The sequence below is a fragment of the Variovorax flavidus genome, assembly GCF_030317145.1.
GTDB classification, from domain to species: domain Bacteria; phylum Pseudomonadota; class Gammaproteobacteria; order Burkholderiales; family Burkholderiaceae_C; genus Variovorax; species Variovorax flavidus.
In genome coordinates this window covers 64,968-89,695 of sequence record NZ_JASZYE010000010.1, presented here as the reverse complement: position 1 = coordinate 89,695, position 24,728 = coordinate 64,968, and the positions used below count along the sequence as shown (strand labels likewise).

The following is a 24,728-nucleotide window of genomic DNA, read 5'->3' as shown; positions in this document are numbered from 1 at the left end:
CGGAGCAAAGGCCGTATGTGCCAGCAAAGGGGTCATGCCACTTATTGTTTTTGTACAGAAGATCAACGCTTTTCCCTCTGTTCCATTCTATTGTGGCCGTCCCTCCGGAATGCAACGACCACTCCCCTTGGTTGTTATCGCTGAACCTGATTTTTCCCTTTGCATAGCACGGTGAATATCGCTCGGTCGTGAGGACGTAACTTTCTACGGGATATGCTCTGGAAAAGTATCGTTTTACCTGTGGCGCGGTGGGCTTGAATTGCTTGCAGATTTCAGTTGCTTCTGCGTCCAGTGCCAGTCCGCTCGCATCTATTGTCAATTCCGTGACTGTTCGAGAGATCGCGCAGCCCGAAAAATGAACTGTCGACAGAAGAATAAAGTAGCGAATCAGTTTGGCTACCATTTCGCGGTGCTCGCTTCTGTTTTCACCTTCCAAGCCACCTCGGGGTGTCTGAACACCTCTCGCAACGAAATTCTCAGCGTTTCTGAAAGTTCTTTCATCAGCCATTTCAGCGAGGCGTTCTGAGCGTCAGTGACGCTTTCATAGGTTTTGTTGTCCTTTGGGCCCAAAGACATACCGACAAGCTCAATGCCAATCGAATCACCGTTACTGGGATATCTGTCGGGATGGGGCTTCGCGTGCTCATGGCGGGAAAGTGGAGTAGGCTTGTTTCTCAGTTGCTCGACGATCTTCAGATCGGTTGGTGTACATGTGTGATTTGCAAGGCATCGGGATTTGAGTTTGCCGACGTGGTTTGCGCGTCGGTACAACGATGCGGTTTGATAGATCGTGCCATCTTTCTCAATCAGGAAATGTGCCCCGTTTGCGCCTGCATTGCGATAGCTATTGAAGGTTGCCTCAGCGGTAGGCGAGTCGGTTTGGTGGATCACGATGCCATTGATGCGATCCATTTTTTCGCGTTCGATAGTTGAAAAGATCTTGACTTTGATTTTCTCGGCATCAACAAGGCCGTCTCGGGTGATGTAAAGCATTCTTTCCCTAACATTCGCGATTTTGTTGAATGTCGAAGCATGCAGACACGGTGCCACCTGACCCGCCCTGCTGGCCCTGAATGGTGTATTCCTGCTTCACTCGGGCGAAGGCAAGGCTGATTTCCTCTCTGGCTCGCGCCATGGTGCTCGTAAGAGTCGGCGCAACGCGAGTCACGATCACATCGCCCATCGTGATCTTGAGATATTCCAACGGAGTGCCCCCGGCCTTTCGCACGACAAGGGTGGCGCTGTCGATGTGCTTGCCCGTCAGGCAATACTTCAGCAGGTTCGGGCTGGCGCGGTCGATGTAGTGGTCAAAGGTCAGGTCACTGACAGCGGCCTTGCCGGCGCCGCCGCCGCTGCCGGAGTGCATGGTGGATTGCTGGCTGATTTGCCATTGCCAATTCAGCACCTCGATTTCGTCTTTGTGACTGGCGTCTTGTGATTCACCAGTGATGCCGGCCAGCTTCAAAAAAATGTCCTGCGACATGGATTTCCTCCCTGAAAACATGTGGGCAGGCGACGCGTGCCTGCCGGCTGGCACGGTACAGCACGCCCATTTCAATCGGCATTGCCGGATGCATTTTCAGAATGTTCGCGGAAAGAATGGGACCGCCGCGTTGCGATGCCAAGGGGCAGTCCGCCAGCGGCCAAGGTAGACCGCGGCGGCCCTTGGTCTGCTGATGCTGGAATTCATAGCTGATGGGTGCGCTGCCCTCGCACCCTGAGCGGTACGGGCGTCATCGCCCGCGCAGATAACCCGCCGACCGCCGGCAAGTCCCGTCAACGCTTCTTAGCGCCTGCTTTTTCTTTTATTTGGTCGGCAGCGTCGCGGCCAACGTGGACGCGACCGTGCGGCCTTCGCATTCGGCCACCATGCGGATGCTCTGCTTCACGCTGCCCGACATTTTTTCGTTCAGGTGATTCCAGCCCCGGTACATCGGCACCACGACCAGCCAGCCGATGCCGATCACGCCGCCGAGCGCGCCCATGTACTCCCAGTGCATCGGTTCCATCTGTCCGCCCGTCCTTCCTCGTGCGCTGCGTCCGCCGTTCAAAGATGTGGAATCCTAGCGACGGCCGGCGCCCCAGACATCCACTTTGTTGGTGATTAAGGTACATCCTGATACATAAGTGATTCGTTTGGGCTACATTTCGGCCCAGAAAATTCCGGCGGCTGTCGCTCGGATGTCACACAACGAATTGCGAGGGCTTGATGAACGATCGGGCGAGGGCCGTGTTGGCCGCTGCGTTGATGGCTGGTTTGGCGGCTTGTGGCGGCGGCGGAGGGGGCGGAGCCATGCTCCCGACGGCATCGGGCGGAGGCGTCAAGGCCACCCCCGATACCCGGAATGGCGACTTCAAGTTCTTCGCCGGCAACGGCTCCCGCCAAGCGCTCAAGATCGACTTCGACCAGCTCATTTATGTCGTGACCGACAACGCTGGTGGAACGACGTCGGGCACCTTGGTCAAGCCGTCGGCGCCGACGGGCCGCTATGGCGTTTCAAGCGCCCTGGTCACCACCCCGGCCAGCACGTCCGGGTTGTTTGCCTTCAATGACACGGTCGTCGGTGCGGTGCCGATGGCCGTGCCGAATTCGAATCCGGTGAGCTACGCCGCCTATCCTTTCATCGCCTCGCGTTCCCTCGTGACGACGCAGGCGAACCTGGACGGGATCTACAACCGTTTCCGTGTCGATGCGACGGCTTCCGGCCGCGACTCCTTCATTGGGCAGGCGCAGATCTCCGGCGGCGGCACGCTCATGACCCAATGCCTGGACAACGGCATCTATCGCGTCGAACTGTGCCCGACGGCGTCGGTGCACAAGAGCACGATCTCGGCTGATGCGGAAAGCGGCATGTGGAACCTGACCGGCCTGGACGGCGTCTTCCTGGGCCGCTTCGCCATCGCTCGGGTCGAGGGCGAGAACGTGTATCTGGCCGCTGGTGGGTCGCCGACGAACGCTGGTTCCAGCTCCTTCTCAGTCGGCTTCCCGGAGGGGGCCAGCTGGGCCGCGTTCAATGGCACCGGCTGGTCGACCAACGCCACCATGGACACGGCAATCGGCGCCGCTGCCACGTTCTCGCTCGCGTCGACCGCGCCAACAGGCGCGCAGATGTCGACGAGCTACCCGCTCGTCGACATGGGAACGAATGGCCCGCGCGGCATGCGCGAGTCGACCAACGGGACAGATCGCTACTTCTTCATGCGCTCCGGCAAGCTCGAAGCCATGGTCGGTGCGCGAGGCAATGCGAACACCGCCGGCTTCCTGCACCTCGGCGTGGTGAACTGAGAACGGCCCTTCAGGCCGGAACCGCGACGCGCCGGGTCGACAGCAGCGCGCGCAGCTTGGCCGGCGCGACCGGCTTGGTCAGCAGCATCACGCCGCCCTGGCGCAGGCGCTGCAGGATCTCGGGGCCGGTGGCGCCCGACACCAGCACGGCCAGCGCGTCGGGCTGAAGCCGGCGCGTGGCGTCGATGACTTCCATGCCGTCGTCGTCGCCGGCCAGTTGCAGGTCGCACAAGACCACATCGAAATGCGAACCGTCCTCGACGAGCCGGGCCAGCGCCGCCGCGCGGCTGGAGGCGCATTCGACCTGGCAGCCCCATTGTTCAAGCAGCGTGCGGCTGCCGTGGAGGATGGCGGGGTCGTCGTCGACGACCAGGCAGCGCACGCCGGCCAGTGGCGCGGACGCCACCGGTTCCGGCGCGGGCGGCGCCACCTCGCGCGGGCTGGCTGCAGGCAGTTCGATCGCGAAGGTGCTGCCCGCCTGCAGCGCCGAGCGCAGGGTGATGCGCGTGCCGAGCAGGGTGGCGATGCGCGCGCAGATCGCGAGGCCGAGGCCGAAGCCCTGGCGACGATCGCGCTCGGTGTTCGCCACCTGGTAGAACTCCTCGAAGATGCGCGCCTGGTGGATGGGCGCGATGCCGACGCCGTTGTCGCGCACCTCGATGCGAACGGAATCGCCGCTGTGGCGCGCCGTCACCAGCACCGTGCCGTCCGACGGCGTGTGGCGGATGGCGTTACTGACGAGGTTGCCGATGATCCGCAGCAGCAGCGCCGCGTCGGTGCGAACCGCCAGGCCGCGGTCTTCCCACAGCAGGCGCACGTGCGCGGCGGCGGCCGGCGCCGCGTGCTGCGCGTCGAGCTGGTCGAACACCGTCGCCAGCGACACGCCCGAGATGGTGGGCGTCAGCACCTGCGCGTCGAGCCGCGAGATTTCCAGCAGGTCGTCGAGCAGCAGCGTCATGAACTCCGTGGCCTCCTGCAGCCGCAGCACGGCGGGGCGCTGCGCCGGGGTGGCGGTAGGCAGCAGGCCGTCGATGAAGAGGCCCATGGCATGCAGCGGCTGGCGCAGGTCGTGGCTCGCGGCGGCCAGGAAGCGGGCGCGGGACAGGGCGGCCTGCTCGGCCTCGGCCATGCGCTGCAGCGCCACGGCGGTGGCCTCGCACACCCGTTCCTCGCTGATCTGCCGGTTGCGCTGCAGGCGCTCGGCCAGGCGGTTGATGTCGTGCGCGAGGTTCGCGAGCTCGTGCTGGGCACGCCGCGCGCCACGTCCGGTGTCGTCGTCGTCCCCGGCCAGCGTGACGACGTTGCAGCGCGCATCGAACTGGCCCGCCTGCAGCGCAGCCACGGCGCGCGAGATGCGACGCAGCGGCTGGGCAACGGCGCGCGCCGTGTGGCGGACCCAGGCCCAGGCGACCAGCAGCGCGATCATCGCGATGCCGATGCCGGCCATGAGCGAGCGCGTGCGTTCGCGGTCGTAGGCGGTGGTGTCGCGGAAGGTCTGCACCAGTCCGATGGGCGTTTCGCCGGCCGCGGTCGAGCCTGCCGGCGCAAAGGCCGTGGCCCGCGAGGCTTCGCGCAGCGTGACCGGGGCGGTGAACATGCGCAGCTTTGCGAGCTGCGCGGTCTTCGGGCCGGCCGTGACGTAGACGCCGGCGCTGTTGCTGATCTCGACGCGCGTGACCTGCCCGCCGCGCAGCGCGGCATTGGCGACGTTCTGCAGTGCAGGCAGATCGCCGGCATAGAGGCTCAGGTCGGACATCGCGGCCACCTGGCGGGCGACGGCCTGGCCTTCGGCGTCGAAGGCGGCTTCGAGCGTGTCGAGCCGGCTGTTCGTGAACCAGCCGGTGAGCGCCAGCGCCACCGCCGCGCAGGGCACCACGCCCAGCCGGAACAGATCGCGCTGCAGGCTCCCGTCGACCACGAGGGCCCGGTCGTCGGCGGTAGCCGGCGGATGGGTCGGTCGCACCGCCGCGGTGGCAGCGGGTGCGATCAGGCGGTGTGTGGGTGCGGTCATCGATGTCCCCGCGCTCGGCACTTCGTGTCCTCGCTGTCCCCGGAGGGGGTGCGACCTTGCTTGGGGCGGTCCGGCGCGGCGGTCATCGAATGGCGGTGACCCGCTCCGTGAGTTCGCGTTCTTCGGGCAGGCGCATGCCCAGCCCGCGTGCCACTGTCGGGTTGACACGCACCGTGGAGGGCGTCGCACACTCGACCAGTACGCCGCCCGCGGCGGTGTTGGAGGCCAGCTTCAGGCCGAGCAGCCGAGCCTGCTGCGCCAGTTGCGTCGGCGTGGAAACCGCTGCCGCGAGCCCGCCCGAGCGAACCAGGCCGTCGCTCGTGCCGAACACCGGCAGCCCGGCACTGGCGCCGGCGCGCAGCACCGCCAGCGTGGCGGGCTGACTGTCGCCGATCAGGTCGGGCAGCACCATCAATGCATCGCTGCGCGGCACCAGCCGGCGCAGCACGGTGGCCAGCGCCTTGGCGTCGGGGGCGTATTCCACCTGCAGGTCCCAGCCGTTCGCGGCGCGCTGCAGTTCGCGCACCATGGGTTCCGATTCGGAGGTGGCCACCACGCCCAGCCGGCGTCTCTGCGGCATCACGGCATCGATCAGCGCGATCTGGTCGGCCATGGCGGGTTCACGCAGCAGCACGCCGACCCAGCGTTCCGGGCGCCGCAGCGAGGGGTTGCCCTTGAGGCTTTCGTAGTCGAGCCGGCTCAGCATCGCGAGCACCAGCGGCTCCTGCCCGGGGCGCTCGATGGCCGTGCGCGCCGCGTCCACGCCGACTGCCATCGTGATCGGGACGTCCGCCGGCGCGACGGAACGGGCGCCGCGCGTGCGCATGCCAGTCGCCGTGTGGTCTTCCTCGACGCTCTCGCCGGCCGGCTTGCCGGCCACAAGGTGGATCAGCTCCAGCCGGCTGCCCGCTTCCTGCGTCTCGCGCAGCTGGCGAACGAATTCCGTGTGGGCCGCGCTTTCGTCCGCCATGAGAACCGTGAGCACTGCCGCCGCCGCGCCAGTGCCGGGCAGCGCCGCGCAGGCGAAGGCCATGGCCAGCGTGGCGCATTGCCTTCGAAGCAGTGGAGGGAATCGGTTCGCAAACATGGACTGCATCCGCAGTGGGTTGGGTGACAGAACCCAATGTACGGATGCGGCCTGCGGGGCGCGATAAGGCAGAGGGCTTATGTCGCCATGCGGGCGGTCGCATTGCCGTGGGAGAGGCGCCGAAGCCGCAGCCTGTCGGCCTATGTCAGAGGTCGTATCCCCTACAGGGCCGGCTCCCGGACGGCGGCGAGCTGCGCCTGGATCGCCTGCCGCAGCACCTTGGGCGAGACCGGCTTGTACAGCACCGACACGCCGGCGCTCGCCACTTCGCGCAGTCGGTCGGGCTTGGTTTCCCCGGTCACGAGCAGCCGTGCCGTGCCGGGGCCGATTCCGTTCGGATGGCGCTCCAGCGCGGCGAGCACGTCCAGGCCGTTGTCGCCGCCCTGCAGCAGCAGGTCGCTGACCACCACGTCGGGCGGCCGGCTCCAGGCGTCTGCGAGGGCCAGCGCCTCGCTGCGCGTCTGCGCGGCCATCACCTCGGCGCCCCAGTTCGTGAGGACGACCTGCAGCCCTTCGAGGATGGTGCGCTCGTCGTCGATCACCAGCACGCGGATGTTGCGAAGGCCGCCGAGGTCGTCCAGCAGGGCGCCGGGCACGGTCATGGGCATCGGCGCCAGGCCGATGACCGGCTCCGTGGCGCGCACCGTGACGCGCACGCAGGTGCCCTTGTGGAGCCGTGAGCTGAGGTCGACTCGCGTGTTCAGCAACGCGGCCAGCCGCTGCACCGTGGCAAGCCCGAGGCCCATGCCGCGCGCGTCGCGGCCCTGGCGGCCGTGCGGCTCCACTTGATAGAACTCCTCGAAGACCCGGGCCTGGTGATGCGCCGCGATGCCGACGCCGGTGTCCCAGACGTCGATGCGGATGCCCTTGCCGCGCCGCCGCGCGCCGACCAGCACGCCGCCCTCGGTGGTATGGCGCAGCGAGTTCGACACGAGGTTGTTCAGGATGCGCGACAGCATCACGTAGTCGCAGCGCACCCAGGCATCGGTCTTGCGCACCACCAGCCGCAGGTTCTGCTGCTCGGCCACCGCGCGGAAGTTGCGGCTGATCTCGTCGAAAAGCGTGTCGAGCGCGAAGTCAGCCCATTGCGGCTGCAGCACGCCCGCATCGAGCTGCGACAGGTTGAGCAGTTCGGTGAACAGCCGGTCGAGCGATTCGACGCACTCGCGGATGTGGCCGATGCGCTGCAGGCGCGCCGGATCGGTCTCGCCGTTGGCCAGGCCGTCGGAAAACAGGGTCAGCGCATGCAGCGGCTGTCGCAGGTCGTGGCTGGCGGCGGCCAGCAGCCGCGTCTTGGCCTGGCTGGCGACTTCGAGCTGCTGGTTCTTGCTGGCCAGTTCGGCCGTCGCGTGGATGATGCGGCTCTCCAGCTGGTTGCGGCTTTCCGAGAGCGCCCGCGCCGCCTGGTTGAAGCCGTCCTGCAGACGCCGCACTTCGGCCGTGCCCTGGACCTTCACCTGCGCATCCTCGCCGGCGCCGAGCCGGTCGACCGCCTCGCCCAGCGCCCGGACCGGCGCGCTGATGCGCCGCGCCGCCCACCAGCCGGCCAGCCCGACGCCCACCAGGCTTGCGCCGAGCACCAGCACGACGTTGATCCAGACCGCCTTCTTGGCCTTGCTCACGGCGTCGAGGCTCATCTCTACCATCACCTTGCCCGTGTGCTTGCCGTCGTCGCCGATGATGGGCGCCACCACCTGCAGGCCCTCGCCGCGATGCTGGTCGGTGGTCTCCGAGTTGGCGACGATCTCGCCGTCTTCCGACCAGATCTGCACTTGCTGCACGTGCGGCTGGTAGCTGCCCGACTGCGCGGTGCGCTGCAGCGCCCGGCGGTCCATGTGCTGGAGCTGGGATTGCGCCACCGTCGCCACCTGCAGCGCCACGGTCTGCGCGTTGGCGCGCATGAGTTCGGTCACATTCGTCAGGTGCTGCCGCGTGAGCACGGCGATCGTGCCCAGGGTCGCCACCATCGCCGGCAGCAATGCCAGCAGGACGAGCTGCTGCGCCAGCGTGAGACGCACCAGTTGGCGGAGGGCTCGGATGGGCCGGGACATGGGCGCAGAACGATCCGTCAGCGGCGCCGCCGATGCGTTACCGGCCGAAGTACATGGATGGAGAAAAACGACACGACGATTGTTGAAGTTGGTTTCTAATTGTGTTCTCGACAGTACTCGTTTGACCAGCCTCGGCAATAGGCCTCCTGGCAAATGCGTTTCAAAGGATGCTGGCCCCTGTCCATCGCGCTTCCGGCGCTTCCCTTGTTCCCTTGGCGATCCGGCCCCGGCGTTGGCGGGTGGCGGCGCGTGGCGCGTGGGGCCTGGTGGTGCGAAGCGCGCTGGCGATGCTGCTGGGTTGCCAGGTCGTGGCCGTGGCGCAGACCGCCGGGACCGCCGGGACCCCCGGCACCGCTGGCGCCGGCACCCTGCGCTTCGGCATTCTTCCGCTGGGCGGCGCCTTCGAATCCCGCAACGACTGGGAGCCGCTGCTCGCGGACATGAGCCGTGCCATCGGTCGCCCGGTGACGATGCTCTCGGTCACCTCGTACGAAGCGCTGGAGCAGGCGATCCAGCGCAACCAGGTCGACATGGCCTTCCTGTCCGGCAAGATGGCGCTCGACGCCGTGACGCTCCGCCGCATGAACGTGGTGGCGCAAGTCACCCGCCACGACGGCCTGCCCGGCTACCGCGCCTTGCTGCTGGCGCGCAAGACGGGGCCGTACAGCTCGCTGAAGAGCCTGCTGGCCGAGCCGGAGAAATGGCGCCTCGCGCGCGGGGAGAGCCGGTCGGTGTCGGGCTTCATCGTGCCGCAGCTGCAGCTTTTCCTGCCCAATCACATCGCGATGGAGACACGCTTTCGCAGCGAACTCGTCGGCACGCACCAGGTGACGGCGTTGGCGGTCGCCAACGGCGAAGCCGATGTGGCGACCAACAACACCGCCGACTTCGAGCGCTTCAAGCTCCAGTTCCCGGCGGAGGCCGACCGGTTGCAGGTGATCTGGGAATCCGAGCTGATCCCGCATGCGCAGATCGTGATGCGGCGTGATTACGGCCCGGACTTCCAGAAGCAGGTGCGGGCCTTTCTGGTGGACTACGCCCGCGGCAAGGGCCCGCGCGGCGACGCGGAGCGCACCGTGTTGAAGTCGCTGCACGACCTGGCGGGTTTCGTCGCCGCGGACAACAGTTCGCTGATGCCGGCGGCCAAGCTGGCCTACCAGCTGGCGCGGCAAAGCGCGATGACCTCGCAGTGGGTGAACGAGGCGGCGCGGCAGGCCCGGCTCCAACGCATCGAGGCCACCTACGCCGACCAGCAGGCGGCGCTGCGCGAGGGCGCGCCCTGAATTCACTGGTGAAACGTCGGTTGATCGTGCTCGCAGGGGCGGTGCTCGGATGGCGGGCGGGCGCGGCCGAGACCAGCCGTGGCACTCAGCCGGGTCCGTTGCGCTTCGGCGTGCTGCCGATCGGCGGGGCCGTCGAATCGCGCGACAAGTGGACGCCGCTGCTGGCCGACATGAGCCGCGCACTGGGGCGCCCGGTCACGGCGCTGTCGGTGACCAGCTACGAATCCCTTGAACAGGCCATCCAGCGCAACGAGGTCGATCTCGCGCTGTTGTCGGCCAGGATGGCGCTCGACGCCGTGTCCCGGCGGGGAATGAAGGTGCTGGCCCAGGTGAAGCGGCACGCGGGCGAAGCCGACCATCGCGCAGTGCTCCTCGTGCGCAAGGCCGGCCCGCTCGACAGCCTCGATGCCCTGCTGGCGCGCCCGGAGCAATGGCGGCTGGCGCGCGGGGACCGCCGCTCGGTCTCGGGTTTCATCCTGCCGCAGGTCCAGCTCTTCCTGCCGCACCGCATCGAGATGGAGACGCGCTTTCGCGGCGAGATCATCGGCACCCACCAGACCACGGCGCTGGCGGTGGCCAATGGCGATGCGGACGTGGCGACCAACAACACCACCGACTTCGAACGCTTCCGACAGCAGTTTCCGGACGAGGCGGACCGCCTGCAGGTCATCTGGCGGTCCGCGCCGACCCCGCCGGCCCAGATCGTGGTGCGTCAGGGCGTCGCACCCGCCATCCAGAAGAAGGCCCAGCTGTTCCTGGTGCGCTACGGCCAGGGTGCGGGCCCGCGCGCCGACAGCGAGCGCGAGACGCTGAAGTCGCTGAGAGCGGGCCTGGGCTACGTGGCCGCGACCAACGAGGCCCTGCTGCCGGCGGCCCATCTCGAATACCAGCTGGCACGGCAGAGCGCGCTGAATGGGCGGTGGGTGAGCGAGGCTGCGCGCGAGGCCAAGCTGCAACGCGTCGAGAGCCAGTACGCCGAGCAGGTCGCGGCTTTGCGCAACAACGCCCGCTGATCCTCGCGATCCGTCGATGCCCCGCTGAAGACGGGGATTTTGCGCGTGAGATTTGTCACGGTATCGAGTTTCAAAGCGTCGCGCTCGCCCGGGATCAGCTTCTGTTCAGCTGGCGTCCGTGCATTTCCCCGCAATAATCCCGGCTAGTTACAAATTATAAATATCGTCACTACTTGCAACTAGAACCCGTGCAGTAAACGAACCCAGCGCACGGCAGGGCGCGCCCGCGCCACGCCTTCGCCGCTGAGCAGTCTCGATATCACGCTGCGCCCCCCATCTTGCTGACCCGCCACGCGCCTGGCCCGGCATCGCCGTGGGCGCCTGCAGTTGCGCACCCCCATTTTTCATTAGCTATTTCAAGAAAGAGGTATTCAGTTGAAGTGTTCGAGCTACAAAGCAGCCATCAGTGTCTTGTTCGCGGCCGTGTTGACGGCCTGTGGGGGCGGCGGAGGCGGAGGAACGGGTGACAGCGGCTACGTCGCAGCCGCCTCGAAGCCGTTGACCGATGCGAAGCCGGATGGCGGGGCTGGGCCGGTGCCCGTCGTGGGTTGCACCGTCGAGCTCTATGGCGACTCGATCATGGCCGGCAATGGCACGTCGGAGACGCCGGCCATGACGCTGCAACGCCTGCGTCCCGGCCTGCAGGTGGTGGCAGACCACGCGGTACCAGGCACCACGCTGCTGGTGCAGATGCAGGGCTTTGCCGACAGTCCGCGCACCGCGCGCTACGTGGTGATCGAGAACGGCGTGATCGATTCGTGGCAGGGGTATTCGATCGATCTCATGCTGGCGTCGTACAGCGTCATGATCGAGCAACTCCGCTCCGAAGGCCGTGTGCCCGTGCTGACGGGCTTCTCGCACCAATCGGTGGGGGGCACCGTGAGTGCCGACAACATCCTCCGGCGCGACGCGTACTACGGCATCATCAAGAACTTCGCCGGCCAGATGGGCGTGGCCTTCGCGGACTGGGGTTCGGTCCCGTTCAACGGCCCTTCCGACCTGTTGGATTTCGTGCACCCGAACAAGGTCTACAGCGACCGCCTGGTCGAGCAACTCGCGTCGACCCTGGACCAAGTCGCGCCGGAGTGCGTGAAGTAGGCAGCCTTGCTGCTTCGCAGCATGTGGGAGTAGGCCCTTTGAGCCCTCCGTCCTAGGCCATTCGCCAGATTTGCGCGCGCATCCGCGCGCCGGAAACTGGATGTTTCCATTGGCTTGTCCGGAGGTCTTGTGAGCGCCGAGTCGTCTCCTGTCGTTTCGGACGCGGCGCCGGGCTGGTTCGGCAAGCTGCCCGGCATGGGCGACTTTGCGCAGCGCCGCCTGCCGGACGACTTCCGCGAGGCCTGGGAGCGCTGGCTGCGCAGCGGGCTGGCACGCCTGCGCGTCATTCACCAGGATTGGACCGAGCGCTATCTCGAAGCGCCGGTCTGGTGCTTCGTGCTGGGCAATGGCGTCATCGGAGGGCAATCGTGGGTGGGCGTGCTGATGCCCTCGGTCGACGAGGACGGGCGCTACTTTCCCTTCACCCTGACGCAGGAACTCGTCTCCCCGCGCTCCGAACTCAAGGGCGAGGCGCTGGCCCATGTGCGGCAATGGTGGGGCGTCGCGATCCAGGCCGCGCGCGAAGGGCTCGACAGGAACCTCGACGCCATTGGCTTCGAAGTGCTGCTGCATCGGCTGTTCGCCAGCCAGAAAGAGCAGGCCGTGGACGAGAACGGCGAGGCCGCGCTCGCATTGCCGGTCGTCGGGCAATCCCTGTGGTTCACCGATCCAAGGGCCGAAGGCGGGCTCGGCATGGCCAGCCAGGCCCTGCCGCAGGACGACCAGTTCGAGGCGCTCTTCGGCTACGCGCCGGGTGCGTCCGCCTAGATCCGGGGCGCCGCCATGAATGCCAAGGCCAGCGACGCCCCCACCGTCGCGCCGACCGTGCGCAAGACGATCGACAACGTCGATGCCGGCCGGCTCCCGGTGGGCAGCCGGCTTGCCGAATTCGAGGTGACGCGCATCGTCGGACAGGGTGGCTTCGGGGTGGTCTACGAGGCCTGGGACCCGACGCTCGAAAGAGTGGTGGCGATCAAGGAATACCTCCCCTCCCTGCTGTCGGCGCGCCAGTTGGACGGCGCTGTCGTGCCGTTGTCCGAGCGGCATCGCGAAACCTTCGACCTCGGCATGCGCAGCTTCATCAACGAGGCACGCCTTCTGGCCCAGTTCGACCATCCCTCGCTGCTGAAGGTCTACCGGTCATGGCAGGAGCGCGGCACGACCTACATGGTGATGCCCTTCTACCGCGGCGACACGCTGCGGCAGGTGCTGGCGGCCACGCCGGGCGGTGTCGAGGAGGCCTGGCTGCTGCGCATGATGGACGGCGTGACGCAGGCGCTGGCCGTGATGCATGCGGCGCACTGCTACCACCGCGACATCGCGCCCGACAACATCATCCTGCTGGCCGGCTCCGGCCGGCCGGTGGTGCTGGACTTCGGGGCGGCGCGTCGCGTGATCAGCGACAAGACGCAGACCATCACCGTCATCCTGAAGCCCGGCTATGCCCCCATCGAGCAATATGCCGACATGCCGGGCATGGCGCAGGGCGCGTGGACGGACGTCTATGCGCTGGCGGCCCTGATGCACGTTGCGGTTTGCGGCCATGCGCCGCCGCCGTCCGTGGCGCGCCTGCTGAGCGATGCCTACGTGCCGCTTGCGGGCAACGCGGCCTTGCAGGAGAGCTACAGCCCGCGGCTGCTCGCGGCCATCGATGCAGGGCTCGCCGTGCGCCCCGAAGCGCGGCCGCAGTCGATGGCGGCCCTGCGCGAGGCACTCGGATTGCCGCCGGTGCCCGCGGTGAAGCGCGCTCCGCTGCCGAAGTCTGCGGGCGGCGCCAAGCCAGCGGCTGCGCCGCCGCCTGTCTCCACGGGCAAGGGCCGCCTCATCGCGGCGGCGGCCGTCGCGGCGCTGGTCGCGATCGCGGCGGCGTGGTGGCTGCTCCAGAGCAGCTCCATATTCATATGAGGTGAGGGGGCTCCAGTGGACATCGAGATCGTCACCTTGTCGAAGAAGGGCGGCCGGCCCTACAACGAAGACGTGTTCGGGCAATGGAGCGACGGCCGCTTCGTCGCCTGCCTGGTGGCCGACGGGGCCGGCGGCCACGGCGGCGGCGACGTGGCCGCCGCGACCGCGCGCGCCAGCGTGCTCGACGGCTTCGCCGCGGCGCCGGGGCTCGACAACGCCTGCCTGCGGCGCCTGCTGGAGCAGGCCAACCGCGACGTGGTCACGCGCCAGGCCGAGGGCGGCACGCTCGCGAACATGCGTTCCACCGTGGTGATGGCCGCCCTCGACCTGCGCGACCAGGAACTGGCGTGGGCCCACAGCGGCGACAGCCGTGCCTATCTGTTCAGGGGTGGCGCGCTGGAGGCGCGCACCGTCGACCACAGCCTGGTCCAGCAGATGGTGGCCGGCGGCATGATCGACGAGGAAGGCGCGCGCCTGCATCCGCAGCGCAACCTGCTGCTGTCGGCCCTGGGCGACGCGGACGGGTTGCTGGACATCGCGGTGTCCGAGCGCATGCCGCTGGCCGCCGGCGATGCGTTGCTGCTGTGCAGCGACGGCATCTGGGAGGTGCTGGGCGATGCGTACCTGCGCGCAGCACTGCAGACATCGCGCAACCCGGACCAATGGATCGAGAAGATCGACGCAGAGGTCAAGGCACGTGCCAGGCCCGGCTACGACAACTACACCGCCGTCGCGGTGTGGCTCGGGTAGGCCCTAGCGTGCGCGGCCTCCGGGCCGCTTGGGCTGGCGGACCACCGGCTGTTCGAGTCGCCAGTCCGGCGGCGCGTAGATGTCCGCGAGGCTGACGCCTTCGATGCCGTAGTGAATCTCGGTGCCGGCGGGCACGCCGATCGCGACGAGCGTGGCCTGCAGTTCCGTGCGCGCGGCGCCGACGTCCACGACGTCGAGATCGACGCGCGTGTAGGCCACCCGGCGCAGGCCGCTGGGAGAGGCCTCGCCGAGGGAGTCGCCCCAGCCGAGCACCGATCCGAGGCGCTTGCTCTTCAGCGCCTGGTCGATCTTGTCTTCCCGCTGGTGGAAGCGGTCGTCGTCGTCCTGGACGACCGGAATCTTGACTGCCATGAATTGCGTGCGCATACAGGGCGGCATTGTCCGGCAAAGGCGTCGGCTTGCGCCGGATCGGTCAATCCCGTACCCTCATTCGCCCGTCAAGGAGACCCACTCATGGCAAGCCGATCGAACGGCCTCGCGGCCGAAATGGAAGCGGTGAGAACGCTGGCGCTGGTCGGGGCGTCAGCCTCGGGCAAGACCACCCTTGCTGAAGTGCTGCTGCTCAAGTCGGGCGCCATCGGCGCACCGGGCAGCATCGAACGCGGCAGCACCGTGAGCGATCATGACCCGCTCGAGCGACGCATGCAGCATTCGCTCAATGCCTCGGTGATGCACCTGACGCACGCTGACACGCGGATCCATTTCATCGACACCCCCGGCGGCGCCGATTTCCTCGGTCAGAGCCTGCCGGCCCTGGAGGCGGTGGAGACGGCGGCGATCGTCATCAACGCGAGCACCGGCATCGAGCCCATGGCCGTGCGCATGATGGAGTACGCGGCGTCGCGGCACCTCACGCGGATGATCATCGTCAACAAGATCGACGCGCAAGGCGTCGACCTCGCGGGGCTGCTGGAGCAGATCCAGGCCACCTTCGGCCGCGAATGCCTGCCCCTGAACCTGCCCGGCGACGCAGGCACGCGCGTCGTCGACTGCTTCTTCAACCGCGAAGGGAAATGCGACATCGGCGGCGTCGATGCGGCGCACCGCGCGCTGGTCGAGCAGGTGGTCGAGGTCGATGCGGCTTTCGTCGACCGCTACTTGAACGACGGCGACGTCGATGCGAGCGAACTGCACGCGCCGCTCGAACAGGCCCTGCGCGAAGGCCACCTGATTCCCGTCTGCTTCGTCTCGGCGCGCAGCGGAGCGGGCGTGGCGGAACTGCTCGACGTGATCGTCAAGCTGCTGCCCGACCCGACCGAAGCCAACCCGCCGGACTTCCTGGTCGGCGAAGGCGCGGCCGCGAAACCCATGCAGGCCACGCCCGATCCGTCGAAGCATGTGCTGGCGCACGTGTTCAAGGTCACGGTGGACCCCTATGTCGGCAAGCTGGGCATCTTCCGGGTGCACCAGGGCACGGTCACGCGCGACAGCCAGCTCTACATCGGCGACGGCCGCAAGCCCTTCAAGGTCGGCCACTTGTTCATGCTGCAGGGAAAGGACCATGTGGAAGTCCCACGCGCCCTGCCGGGCGACATCGTGGCGGTGGCGAAGGTCGACGACATCCGCTTCGACTCGGTGCTGCACGACGCCGCGGAGGACGATCACGTTCATCTCGCGCCGCTGGATTTCCCGATTCCAGTGCACGGGCTCGCCATCGAACCGAAGCGGCACGGCGACGAGCAGCGCATGTGGGAAATTCTCGGCAAGCTGGTCGGTGAAGACCCATGCCTGAGGGTCGAGCACGTGGCCACGACCAACGAGTCCGTGGTCTACGGCCTGGGCGAACTGCACTTGCGCATGCTGCTCGAAAGACTGCGCGAGGTGTACCGCTTCGAAGTCAACACGCGACCACCGCGCATCGCCTACCGCGAGACCGTCACCATCCCGGCCGAGGGCCATCACCGCCACAAGAAGCAGACGGGCGGGGCCGGGCAGTTCGGCGAGGTGTTCCTGCGCATCGAGCCGCTGGCGCGCGGCGCGGGCTTCGAGTTCGTCGACTCGGTCAAGGGCGGGACGATCCCGGGCCAGTTCATCCCCGCGGTCGAGAAGGGCGTGCGCGAGGTGCTGGTGACCGGTGCCATCGCCGGCTATCCGGTGGTCGACGTGCGCGTGGTCGTGCACGACGGCAAGCACCACAGCGTGGACAGCAAGGACATCGCTTTCGCCACCGCGGGCCGCAAGGCCTTCATGGCCGCGATCCGCGAGGCTCGCGCGATCGTGCTGGAGCCCATCGTGGAAATCGAGATCGCTGCGCCCGACGGCTCGATCGGCGACGTCACCGGCGATCTCTCGTCGCGGCGCGGGCTCGTCACCGGCACGTCGAACATGGCGGCGGGCTCAGTGGTCATTCGCGGCCAGGTGCCGATGTCGGAGTTGTCGAGCTACCAGTCGCGCCTCAATGCCATGACGAGCGGGCAGGGGCGCTACACCATCGCGCTGTCCCACTACGAGGCGGTGCCGCCCGCGGTGCAGCAGACGCTGATGGGCCAGTTCCGGGTGCGTGACGACGAATGACGGACAGCCGCCCTCACATCTGCGTGGAGCCGAAGTAGCTGTCGCTCAGGCCTCCTGGATTTCGCGAACGCGCCAGCGGCTGGTCCGCCGGCAGGAAGTGCGCGAACAGGTCGTGGACGAAGGCGCCGCCGCGGCCTTCCTGCGGCGCGGCGGTGAGATACAGGCCACGCCAGCGCGGCGAGTGCGGCCCATGTCCGTAGCCGAAGATGCGCTGCGCCATCGCACGCAGACCCTGCTGCAGCGAACGGACTTCTTCCGCGAAGGCATGGATGGCCTGCCGGCGGACCGGATCCTGCTCACCACGCAACAGTGCCATGCGCAGCGCATGGAGGCGCCGCATGATCTCGCCGAACACGACGTCGAGTTCGGCATCCGCCTCGATGCGCGGCGCCGCGTCGTGGGTGAGGCAATGGCCCAGCGCCTGCGAGAGAACATCGTCCGGCAGGGCGGCGCGCACGACGTCGAAGCCGCGCAACTGCTCCAGGCCGGTCACGAAGAAATAGACCGGCAGCAGAAGTCCCAGGTGCTCCGCTGCTTCGTGGACCAGCGTGCGCACTCGCGCCGCGACGGCGTCCCGCTCGGCGGCGTCGCCGAGCAGGGTGGACGCGCCCACGCACACCACGATGCCGTTGAGCGGCAGGCGTTCGCGGCGCTCGGCCAGTTCCAGCAGGGCGCGATACCAGAGGCTTCGTTCGTGAGGATCCGCGGGATCGCCCAGCGCCGCGGGGCTGGTCTCGATGGCGATCATCGAGGGCAGGCCGCGCCAGTGCCAGAACACATCGTCGCGCTCGGCGTACGGTTTCGGCGTCGCCGTGCCGACGGCGGCATCGAGCAGGCCCGCGACGTTGGCCGACGCATCGCCGATGAAGACGAACCACGGAATCGCATAAAGGGGATTGCGCACGGCGGGCGGGTCCGGCGAGCGCTGGAGCGCCTGGCGCGCATGGGCGAGCGATTGCTGCAGTTCGGCCGGCCTCGACGGGGCCTCCTTCTCCTGCCCCAGCGCTGCGATGCGCAGGCGCAGCATGCGGCGCCGCGCCGCACGGCTCGACCCGAGCACGATCCACCACAGGCTCAGGAAGGCCAGCAGGCACAGCGCCAGCAGGGGCCAGAAGTGCGCGGGCAGCTGCGTCATGGTGTTCATCGTCAACGCGGGACGGTTTCGAGAAACGCGAAGTCGGCGATCACTCGCGAGCCGAATTCGCCGCCGGCCAGCGACTCCCGCAGTCGCTGGAGATAGGCGGAAGCGAGTTCGAAGGGCGGCCTGTCCGCGGGTTCGCTGAAGGGAATCGGCGACGCCAGCGCGGTGAGCAGCACGGTGCCGAAAGGCGGCGCGACCAGCCAGCTCGCAGGAATGTCGCGGCCCAGCTCGGTCGTCTCGCCCGCGCGCATGCGGGGCAGCACCTTGCCGGCATTGAGGTGCATCACCGCGCCGTCGGCCGTGTAGTAGTCGATCCACAGGTAGCCTTCGGCGTCCGCGTTCGTGATCTGGAATTTCACCGGGTCGCCTTCGCGGAGCCGGCCGTTGCGCGCGGAGAGGGCGGCGATCTTCAGGCCGCGCTTCTTGTCCTGGTTGCGCGCCTGATAGGGCTTGAGAATCGCCACGACTTCGCAGTGCGGCCATATGCGCAACTGGAGGTCGAAGCGCACGGCGTCGATGCCGGGCACGGCGCTCACATCGCGCTCGATGCGGGCCATCTCCTCGGGGCGCGAGACGAAGCCGCTCACGCGGATTTCGCCGTCCTTGGCCGCGGTCACGGCAAGGTCGGAGCAGGCGTAGGTCTGGAATTGCTGCTCGACGCGTTGCACCAGCGTGGGCGGCGATTCGTGCGGCCGTGTCAGCAGGAACCACAGCAGATAGGTCAGCGGGATCAAGAGCGCCAGCGCGCCGCCGGTGCGCAGCAGGGCACGCTGGCGCCATTGCGGATCGCGCGGCCCCGGCGGGCCGGGCACGCTGTAGGGTTGCGGCGTGATGCGGTCCTGCGCGAGCGTGTCGATCGCGACGGGGCGCACCGCGAGCTGCTGCCCATGCAGGTCCTTGAGCTTGCCGAGTTCGCCGCCCTCGCCGCTCTCGAAGTAGTACTGGCCCTTGAAGCCGAGCACCAACGCATGCCAGTACACCTCGCGGACTTCGTCGTCGCCGGCCTGCAAGGCCGACAGGTGATGGAAGAACTCGGTCTGCGCGTTGTGCGAGTTGAAGAGCGCGACCTGCAAGGGCGCCACCGCGTCCGTGCAACCGGGGTGTCGCGCCAGGATCTCGTCGATCCACGCGACCATCGCGAAGACGGCCGACTCCACCTTCTCGGCCGGCTGGTCCTGCACGCGGGCCGCGGCGCGCGCCTCGTCGAGCAGCGCCAGGGCCTTGCGCTGTGCCGCTTCGCAGGAGTCGCTGACGCGCCCGGCTGCGATCGATGCGTCCAGCGCGAGGCCGAACGACAGCAGCGCGGAGAAACAGTCGAGCAGGCGAGCCATGCGTCGCTCGCGGCTATGCTTCGGTGGCGACGGAAATCCCGTGCGTGCGCCCGCTTCGATGGCACATGCTCTTGTCCCCCTGTCGTTCTTGGATATGGAATCGATTCTTTCCACGCGTGCGGGCGCGCGCCATACCGCTTGGGAGCTATGTCGTTCGGGGAGCGAATCCGCCTTGATGTGCGGTGCGTTCGCCGGTATCTTCAATGTGCTGAGTCACTTCTGACGCTGGGGTAAGCCATGAAAATCCTGATCGCCGACGACCACCGGCTCGTCATCGAGGCGGTCAAGGCCAAACTGTCGGAGCTCGAAGCCGACATCGAGTTCGTCCTGGCAATGAGCGTCGACGAACTGCTCGCCGGTGCATCCGACGACATCGACCTGGCCGTGATCGACCTGAACATGCCCGGCGCTGAAGGCCAGGCCCACATCGACGAGATCCGCCGCCGGCATCCGGCGGTGCCCGTCATCGTGCTGTCGGGCTACGAGGACCCCTCCGTCATGCGCAGCGCACTCGAGCGCGGCGTGCTCGGCTTCATCCCGAAGGCGTACTCGCCCGAGGTCATGCTGTCCGCGGTGCGGCTGGTGCTGGCCGGTGGCGTCTACGTGCCGCCGATGATGCTGGCGGCGCTGCCACCCGGCGTGATTGCGGGCATTCCCAACGCCAGCGCGGCCGCCGATGCGCAGCGCGGGTCGGCCGCCGCATCCGCGCAAACGCTGGAACACCTGCGCAACGTGCTGACCGAGCGCCAGGTCGAGGTGCTGCAACTGCTGTCGCAGGGCAAGCCCAACAAGCTCATCGGGCGCGCGCTGGGCATCAGCGAGGGCACGGTCAAGATCCACCTGGCGGCGATCTTCCGGGCGCTCAACGTGCGCAACCGCACCGAGGCGGTGGTCGCGGCGCAGTCGCTCACCGAAGCCTGAGGTTTCCGCCTCCGCCTTATCCTCGGGGGATGCCTCTGGATCTTTCAAACTTCGACGCCGCGATCGTCGATCTCGACGGCACGATGGTCGACACCATCGGTGACTTCGTCGTCGCCCTCAACCACATGCTCGACGACCTGGCCCTGCCGCACATCGATGCGGCCACGGTCGAGGCCATGGTGGGCAAGGGTTCCGAGCACCTCATCCATTCGGTGCTGCGCCATGTGCGTGCCACTGCGGAGGACGACGAGACCTGGTTCGACCGCGCGTGGCCCCGCTATCAGCACCACTACCTGGCCATCAACGGCCAGCATGCCGAGGTCTACGCCGGCGTCGTGCAAGGCCTGTCCGCCTTGCGTGCCCGGGGCTTGCGGCTGGCCTGCCTCACCAACAAGCCAACGGCCTTCGCACGCCCGCTGCTGGCCTCCAAGGGCCTCGCCGAATTCTTCGACGTGATGTACGGCGGCGACGCCTTCGACAAGAAGAAGCCCGACCCGCTACCCCTCATCAAGGCCTGCGAAGCCCTGGGCACCCGCCCCGAGCGAACCCTGATGCTCGGCGACTCCAGCAACGACGCCAAGGCCGCCCGCGCCGCCGGCTGCCCCGTCATCCTCGTCAGCTACGGCTACAACCACGGCGAACCCATCCGCGACGTCGACGCAGACGGCTTCATCGACTCCCTGGCCGACCTGGCCCCCCCTCGACAAGCGTCATAGGCGCAAAAGGCGCGGGGATGAGTTCAGGAACACCGCGGAACCGGCTCTGCCGGGCCGCTGGTGTTGCCCCCGGCAGGGGGTAGGCGGCCACACGCAGTGGGCAAGCCTGGGGGCGAGTTCAGGAACACCCCCGGCAGGGGGTAGGCGGCCACACGAAGTGGGCAAGCCTGGGGGCGAGCTCTAGTTCCCCAACAAGGCGTCCTTGAGCTTCCAGTCGGCCGGATTCGGTCCGAGCCAGATGCGCATCAACGCATTGAAGAAGGCCTGCTCCTTGATCGGATCGCCCTGCGGAACACCCTTCACCGAGATCACGGTGCCGGTGCCGGGCAACCAGTCGATGGTGAATGTGTCGCCGCCCTTCAGTTGCTTCTGTTCGGAGAACACCTGGCTCATGCGCAGCAGTCCCGGAATCAGCTGGGACATCTCGCCCTTGGGGGAGTTGTCCTCCACGCCGCGCGTGAACAGCTTGCCCAGTTCGTTGGCATCGATGTCGCGCAGCATGGTGATGACCATCCGCTTGGCGCCCGGCGCCCCGAGCACTTCCGCGGGGCTGCCCACCTTCTTGCCCAGGTAGAGGCCAGCCGTGTAGACCTTGAAGACGGCCTTGTAGCGCACGCCCGCGCCGTTGAGTTGCAGCTTGCTTCCATGCAGGTCGAGGGCGTCGTCGAGCTTCACCCCGGCGACGTCGATCTGGGCGGCCGACGCAGCGAACGACGCGAGGGCGAAGGTGGACAGCGCGATCACGCGCCGCAAGGCAAACTGGGGCATCAAAAAGTCTCCGTGGGCTCAAAAAGTTCCGAATGTATCTTTTAGTACCTGCTCTGTCCCTCGGCTAAACTCCCCATTCCATGTTCATTCATCACGTCATTCAGACAGGTCAAGGCAGCCGGGGAGCCTGGCCTTGGCGCACGCCATCGACGTTGCCTGTTTGATTGCACGGCGCACGCCGTGCGCCCGCGGCCCTCGGTCATCCCGACCAGCCACCCTGAATGACCCCGCCAGCGACCACGAAGCGTCCGCTGGCCGACGGAGACCCCACCCGTGATCACTGAACTCGAATTCAAAAGCCTCAGCGCGCAGGGCTACAACCGCATCCCGCTGATGGTCGAGGCCTTTGCCGACCTCGAAACACCGCTTTCCCTCTATCTCAAGCTCGCCTACACCAAGGACAGCGGCCGGAACAGCTTCCTGCTCGAGTCGGTGGTGGGCGGCGAGCGCTTCGGCCGCTACAGCTTCATCGGACTGCCCGCGCGGACGCTTTTGCGCGCGAGCGGCTTCGGTTCCGACGCCGTCACCGAGGTCGTAACAGACGGCAAAGTCGTGGAAAAAGTCCAGGGCAACCCCCTCGATTTCGTAGCGGCTTACCAACAGCGCTTCAAGGTCGCCCTGCGTCCAGGCCTGCCGCGCTTCTGCGGCGGCCTGGCCGGCTACTTCGGCTACGACACGGTGCGCCATATCGAGAAGAAGCTGGAGAAGAGCTGCCCGCCCGACACGCTGGGCTGTCCCGACATCCTTTTGCTGCAGTGCGAGGAGCTGGCGGTCATCGACAACCTCTCGGGCAAGCTCTACCTGATCGTCTACGCGGACCCGGGCCAGCCCGAGGCCTATGCCAATGCCAAGCGCCGGCTGCGCGAGTTGCGCGACCAGCTCAAGTATTCGGTGAGCGCGCCGCGCGTGCTGCCGACACAGGCACATCCGGCGCAGCGCAGCTTTGCCAAGGCCGACTACCTCGCGGCGGTCGAGCGGGCCAAGGAGCTGATCGCGGCCGGCGACTTCATGCAGGTGCAGGTGGGCCAGCGCATCAGCAAGCGCTACACGGAGTCGCCGCTGTCGCTGTATCGCGCGTTGCGTTCGCTGAACCCGTCGCCGTACATGTACTACTACGACCTCGGCGACTTCCACGTGGTCGGCGCCTCGCCCGAGATCCTCGTGCGCCAGGAGCGCACGGGCGACGACGAGCAGAAGATCACCATCCGTCCGTTGGCCGGCACCCGCCCGCGCGGCGCCTCGCCCGAGCTTGACAAGGCGGCGGAGGTCGAGCTGATCAACGACCCCAAGGAACGCGCCGAGCACGTGATGCTGATCGACCTCGCGCGCAACGACATCGGCCGCATCGCGAAGACCGGCAGCGTGAAGGTGACGGAAGCCTTCGCCATCGAGCGCTACAGCCATGTCATGCACATCGTGAGCAACGTCGAAGGCACGCTGAAGGACGGCATGACCGCCATCGACGTGCTCAAGGCCACCTTCCCCGCCGGCACGCTGACCGGCGCGCCCAAGGTGCATGCGATGGAACTCATCGACCAGCTCGAACCGACCAAGCGCGGGCTCTACGGCGGCGCCTGCGGCTACATCAGCTACGCCGGCGACATGGACGTGGCGATCGCCATCCGCACCGGCATCGTGAAGGACCAAATGCTGCACGTGCAGGCGGCAGCCGGCGTGGTCGCCGACTCGGTGCCCGAACTCGAGTGGAAGGAAACCGAAGCCAAGGCGCGGGCATTGCTGCGCGCGGCGGAACTGGTCGAGGAGGGCTTGGAATGAGCGCCGCGCCGGGCCGTCCCAAGCAAGCTCGCGCCCCCTCGGGGGGCAGCGCAGCACACGAAGTGGCAAGCATGGGAGCACTATGAACGAGGACACTCAGAACAACGATTTTTCGCACGAGATCATCGGCGCCGCCGTCGAGGTGCAGCGGGTGCTCGGCATCGGCCTGGCCGAGGAGGTCTACGCCGCCGCGCTGGAGATCGAGCTGGCCGAGCGCGAGATCGGCTTCGTGCGCAACGTGCCGGTGTCGGCCAGCTACAAGGGCCGCTCGCTCGGCGAGGTGGGCCGCGCGGACTTCGTGGTGGAGCAGTCGGTCGTCGTCGACGTGAAGGCGGTCGATGCGCTCACCGACCTGCATCGCGCGCGGGCGCAGGCGGCGGTGCGGCTTTCGGGGCTCAAGCTCGGCCTGCTCATCAACTTCAACGTGTTCCCCGTGGTCAAGGGCGTGCACCGGATCGGAGTCAAGCCATGAAGCTCCTGATGATCGACAACTACGACAGCTTCACCTACAACCTGGTGCAGTACTTCGGCGAACTCGGCGCGGACGTCGAGGTGCATCGCAACGACGAGATCACGCTCGAAGGGCTGCGCGCGCGCATCGGTGGCGGCGTCGGCCGGCTCGTGATCTCGCCGGGGCCCTGCTCGCCGGCCGAGGCGGGCGTCTCGGTCGCGGCCATCCAGGAATTCGCCGGCCGGCTGCCCATCCTCGGCGTGTGCCTCGGCCACCAGGCGATCGGTGCGGCCTTCGGCGGGAAGATCATTCGCGCACAGCAACTGATGCACGGCAAGACCAGCGAGATCACGACCACGCGCGAAGGCGTGTTCGCGGGCTTGCCGGAGAAGTTCAGCGTCAACCGCTATCACTCGCTTGCGATCGAGCGCGAGACCTGCCCGAGCGAACTCGCCATCACCGCGTGGACCTACGACGGCGAGATCATGGGGGTGCGCCATACCGGCTTCGAGCAGGCGGTGCGCATCGAGGGCGTGCAGTTCCATCCCGAATCCATCCTCACCGAGCACGGCCACGCCATGCTGCGGAACTTCCTGGAGTGAGCC

23 protein-coding genes are annotated in these 24,728 nt (G+C 67.3%); 13 read left to right on the top strand and 10 right to left on the bottom strand.

Annotated elements, in window-relative coordinates:
• Positions 1-396: 396 nt before the first annotated feature.
• From QTH90_RS27930 to QTH90_RS27920, 3 genes are all read right to left on the bottom strand, one after another.
• Positions 397-993, bottom strand: coding sequence for a peptidoglycan recognition protein family protein (locus QTH90_RS27930; protein ID WP_286667837.1), 597 nt, complete (start codon positions 991-993; stop codon positions 397-399).
• Between the two features lie 7 nt (positions 994-1,000).
• Entirely contained in the window at positions 1,001-1,483 is a 483-nt protein-coding gene (locus QTH90_RS27925) for an Hcp family type VI secretion system effector (RefSeq protein ID WP_286667836.1), read from the bottom strand.
• Positions 1,484-1,805: 322 nt separating this feature from the next.
• On the bottom strand, positions 1,806-2,009 hold the full coding sequence (locus QTH90_RS27920; protein WP_286667835.1) for a hypothetical protein: 204 nt from the start codon (positions 2,007-2,009) through the stop codon (positions 1,806-1,808).
• A 284-nt stretch (positions 2,010-2,293) separates the two neighbouring features.
• Here QTH90_RS27920 and QTH90_RS27915 point away from each other — a divergent pair, with 284 nt between their 5' ends.
• A complete protein-coding gene (locus QTH90_RS27915) occupies positions 2,294-3,286 on the top strand; it encodes a hypothetical protein (protein WP_286667834.1) in 993 nt (330 codons plus the stop codon).
• A gap of 10 nt (positions 3,287-3,296) precedes the next feature.
• Here QTH90_RS27915 and QTH90_RS27910 read toward each other — a convergent pair whose 3' ends face one another.
• The 3 genes from QTH90_RS27910 to QTH90_RS27900 form a co-directional block, all read right to left on the bottom strand.
• On the bottom strand, positions 3,297-5,297 hold the full coding sequence (locus QTH90_RS27910; protein ID WP_286667833.1) for an ATP-binding protein: 2,001 nt from the start codon (positions 5,295-5,297) through the stop codon (positions 3,297-3,299).
• Positions 5,298-5,379: 82 nt separating this feature from the next.
• Entirely contained in the window at positions 5,380-6,384 is a 1,005-nt protein-coding gene (locus QTH90_RS27905) for an ABC transporter substrate-binding protein (protein WP_286667832.1), read from the bottom strand.
• A gap of 161 nt (positions 6,385-6,545) precedes the next feature.
• A complete protein-coding gene (locus QTH90_RS27900; protein WP_286667831.1) occupies positions 6,546-8,435 on the bottom strand; it encodes an ATP-binding response regulator in 1,890 nt (629 codons plus the stop codon).
• A 239-nt stretch (positions 8,436-8,674) separates the two neighbouring features.
• Here QTH90_RS27900 and phnD point away from each other — a divergent pair, with 239 nt between their 5' ends.
• The 6 genes from phnD (at position 8,675) to QTH90_RS27870 (ending at position 14,484) form a co-directional block, all read left to right on the top strand.
• Positions 8,675-9,718, top strand: a complete 1,044-nt coding sequence (phnD, locus tag QTH90_RS27895; RefSeq protein WP_444814776.1) for a phosphate/phosphite/phosphonate ABC transporter substrate-binding protein — start codon at positions 8,675-8,677, stop codon at positions 9,716-9,718.
• An 8-nt stretch (positions 9,719-9,726) separates the two neighbouring features.
• On the top strand, positions 9,727-10,731 hold the full coding sequence (locus QTH90_RS27890) for a phosphate/phosphite/phosphonate ABC transporter substrate-binding protein (protein WP_286667829.1): 1,005 nt from the start codon (positions 9,727-9,729) through the stop codon (positions 10,729-10,731).
• Between the two features lie 375 nt (positions 10,732-11,106).
• On the top strand, positions 11,107-11,829 hold the full coding sequence (locus QTH90_RS27885) for an SGNH/GDSL hydrolase family protein (protein ID WP_286667828.1): 723 nt from the start codon (positions 11,107-11,109) through the stop codon (positions 11,827-11,829).
• Positions 11,830-11,958: 129 nt separating this feature from the next.
• The gene (tagF, locus tag QTH90_RS27880) at positions 11,959-12,597 is read left to right on the top strand and encodes a type VI secretion system-associated protein TagF (RefSeq protein WP_286667827.1); all 639 of its coding nucleotides are present in this window, start codon (positions 11,959-11,961) and stop codon (positions 12,595-12,597) included.
• 15 nt (positions 12,598-12,612) lie between these two features.
• Complete coding sequence (locus QTH90_RS27875) at positions 12,613-13,734, top strand: serine/threonine-protein kinase (protein WP_444814775.1); 1,122 nt, start codon at positions 12,613-12,615, stop codon at positions 13,732-13,734.
• Positions 13,735-13,749: 15 nt separating this feature from the next.
• The gene (locus QTH90_RS27870) at positions 13,750-14,484 is read left to right on the top strand and encodes a PP2C family protein-serine/threonine phosphatase (RefSeq protein WP_286667826.1); all 735 of its coding nucleotides are present in this window, start codon (positions 13,750-13,752) and stop codon (positions 14,482-14,484) included.
• Between the two features lie 3 nt (positions 14,485-14,487).
• Here QTH90_RS27870 and QTH90_RS27865 read toward each other — a convergent pair whose 3' ends face one another.
• Entirely contained in the window at positions 14,488-14,856 is a 369-nt protein-coding gene (locus QTH90_RS27865) for a hypothetical protein (protein ID WP_286667825.1), read from the bottom strand.
• A gap of 102 nt (positions 14,857-14,958) precedes the next feature.
• Here QTH90_RS27865 and fusA point away from each other — a divergent pair, with 102 nt between their 5' ends.
• Entirely contained in the window at positions 14,959-17,019 is a 2,061-nt protein-coding gene (fusA, locus tag QTH90_RS27860) for an elongation factor G (RefSeq protein WP_286667824.1), read from the top strand.
• 13 nt (positions 17,020-17,032) lie between these two features.
• Here the strand turns inward: fusA and QTH90_RS27855 are convergent, their stop codons facing one another.
• Positions 17,033-18,154, bottom strand: coding sequence for a type VI secretion system protein (locus QTH90_RS27855; protein WP_286667823.1), 1,122 nt, complete (start codon positions 18,152-18,154; stop codon positions 17,033-17,035).
• An 11-nt stretch (positions 18,155-18,165) separates the two neighbouring features.
• Positions 18,166-19,491 (bottom strand): DotU family type IV/VI secretion system protein, encoded by a 1,326-nt coding sequence (locus QTH90_RS27850; RefSeq protein WP_286667822.1) that lies wholly within the window; start codon positions 19,489-19,491, stop codon positions 18,166-18,168.
• A gap of 237 nt (positions 19,492-19,728) precedes the next feature.
• Between QTH90_RS27850 and QTH90_RS27845 the strand changes: the two genes are divergently transcribed.
• Together QTH90_RS27845 and QTH90_RS27840 are read left to right on the top strand one after the other, a co-directional pair.
• Positions 19,729-20,412, top strand: a complete 684-nt coding sequence (locus QTH90_RS27845; protein WP_286667821.1) for a response regulator transcription factor — start codon at positions 19,729-19,731, stop codon at positions 20,410-20,412.
• 29 nt (positions 20,413-20,441) lie between these two features.
• Entirely contained in the window at positions 20,442-21,128 is a 687-nt protein-coding gene (locus QTH90_RS27840; protein ID WP_286667820.1) for a phosphoglycolate phosphatase, read from the top strand.
• A 180-nt stretch (positions 21,129-21,308) separates the two neighbouring features.
• Here QTH90_RS27840 and QTH90_RS27835 read toward each other — a convergent pair whose 3' ends face one another.
• Entirely contained in the window at positions 21,309-21,896 is a 588-nt protein-coding gene (locus tag QTH90_RS27835; RefSeq protein WP_286667819.1) for a chalcone isomerase family protein, read from the bottom strand.
• A gap of 273 nt (positions 21,897-22,169) precedes the next feature.
• Here QTH90_RS27835 and trpE point away from each other — a divergent pair, with 273 nt between their 5' ends.
• From trpE to QTH90_RS27820, 3 genes are all read left to right on the top strand, one after another.
• Positions 22,170-23,672, top strand: coding sequence for an anthranilate synthase component I (gene trpE / locus QTH90_RS27830; protein ID WP_286667818.1), 1,503 nt, complete (start codon positions 22,170-22,172; stop codon positions 23,670-23,672).
• 82 nt (positions 23,673-23,754) lie between these two features.
• Positions 23,755-24,144 carry a GxxExxY protein gene (locus tag QTH90_RS27825; RefSeq protein ID WP_286667817.1) on the top strand — a complete coding sequence of 130 codons (390 nt, stop codon included), beginning with the start codon at positions 23,755-23,757 and terminating at the stop codon, positions 24,142-24,144.
• Complete coding sequence (locus QTH90_RS27820) at positions 24,141-24,725, top strand: anthranilate synthase component II (protein WP_286667816.1); 585 nt, start codon at positions 24,141-24,143, stop codon at positions 24,723-24,725. Before QTH90_RS27825 ends, QTH90_RS27820 begins: the two co-directional genes overlap by 4 nt.
• Positions 24,726-24,728: the final 3 nt, after the last annotated feature.

What these genes read in the sequence shown, in the direction of transcription:
- QTH90_RS27835 (WP_286667819.1), bottom strand. Translation starts at nt 21,896, where the DNA reads ATGCCCCAGTTTGCCTTGCGGCGCGTGATCGCGCTGTCCACCTTCGCC.
- QTH90_RS27820 (WP_286667816.1), top strand. Translation starts at nt 24,141, where the DNA reads ATGAAGCTCCTGATGATCGACAACTACGACAGCTTCACCTACAACCTG.
- QTH90_RS27840 (WP_286667820.1), top strand. Translation starts at nt 20,442, where the DNA reads ATGCCTCTGGATCTTTCAAACTTCGACGCCGCGATCGTCGATCTCGAC.
- QTH90_RS27825 (WP_286667817.1), top strand. Translation starts at nt 23,755, where the DNA reads ATGAACGAGGACACTCAGAACAACGATTTTTCGCACGAGATCATCGGC.
- QTH90_RS27905 (WP_286667832.1), bottom strand. Translation starts at nt 6,384, where the DNA reads ATGTTTGCGAACCGATTCCCTCCACTGCTTCGAAGGCAATGCGCCACG.
- QTH90_RS27910 (WP_286667833.1), bottom strand. Translation starts at nt 5,297, where the DNA reads ATGACCGCACCCACACACCGCCTGATCGCACCCGCTGCCACCGCGGCG.
- fusA (WP_286667824.1), top strand. Translation starts at nt 14,959, where the DNA reads ATGGCAAGCCGATCGAACGGCCTCGCGGCCGAAATGGAAGCGGTGAGA.
- QTH90_RS27915 (WP_286667834.1), top strand. Translation starts at nt 2,294, where the DNA reads ATGCTCCCGACGGCATCGGGCGGAGGCGTCAAGGCCACCCCCGATACC.
- QTH90_RS27845 (WP_286667821.1), top strand. Translation starts at nt 19,729, where the DNA reads ATGAAAATCCTGATCGCCGACGACCACCGGCTCGTCATCGAGGCGGTC.
- QTH90_RS27865 (WP_286667825.1), bottom strand. Translation starts at nt 14,856, where the DNA reads ATGGCAGTCAAGATTCCGGTCGTCCAGGACGACGACGACCGCTTCCAC.
- QTH90_RS27930 (WP_286667837.1), bottom strand. Translation starts at nt 993, where the DNA reads ATGCTTTACATCACCCGAGACGGCCTTGTTGATGCCGAGAAAATCAAA.
- QTH90_RS27855 (WP_286667823.1), bottom strand. Translation starts at nt 18,154, where the DNA reads ATGACGCAGCTGCCCGCGCACTTCTGGCCCCTGCTGGCGCTGTGCCTG.
- QTH90_RS27850 (WP_286667822.1), bottom strand. Translation starts at nt 19,491, where the DNA reads ATGGCTCGCCTGCTCGACTGTTTCTCCGCGCTGCTGTCGTTCGGCCTC.
- QTH90_RS27920 (WP_286667835.1), bottom strand. Translation starts at nt 2,009, where the DNA reads ATGGAACCGATGCACTGGGAGTACATGGGCGCGCTCGGCGGCGTGATC.
- QTH90_RS27925 (WP_286667836.1), bottom strand. Translation starts at nt 1,483, where the DNA reads ATGTCGCAGGACATTTTTTTGAAGCTGGCCGGCATCACTGGTGAATCA.
- QTH90_RS27900 (WP_286667831.1), bottom strand. Translation starts at nt 8,435, where the DNA reads ATGTCCCGGCCCATCCGAGCCCTCCGCCAACTGGTGCGTCTCACGCTG.
- QTH90_RS27875 (WP_444814775.1), top strand. Translation starts at nt 12,613, where the DNA reads ATGAATGCCAAGGCCAGCGACGCCCCCACCGTCGCGCCGACCGTGCGC.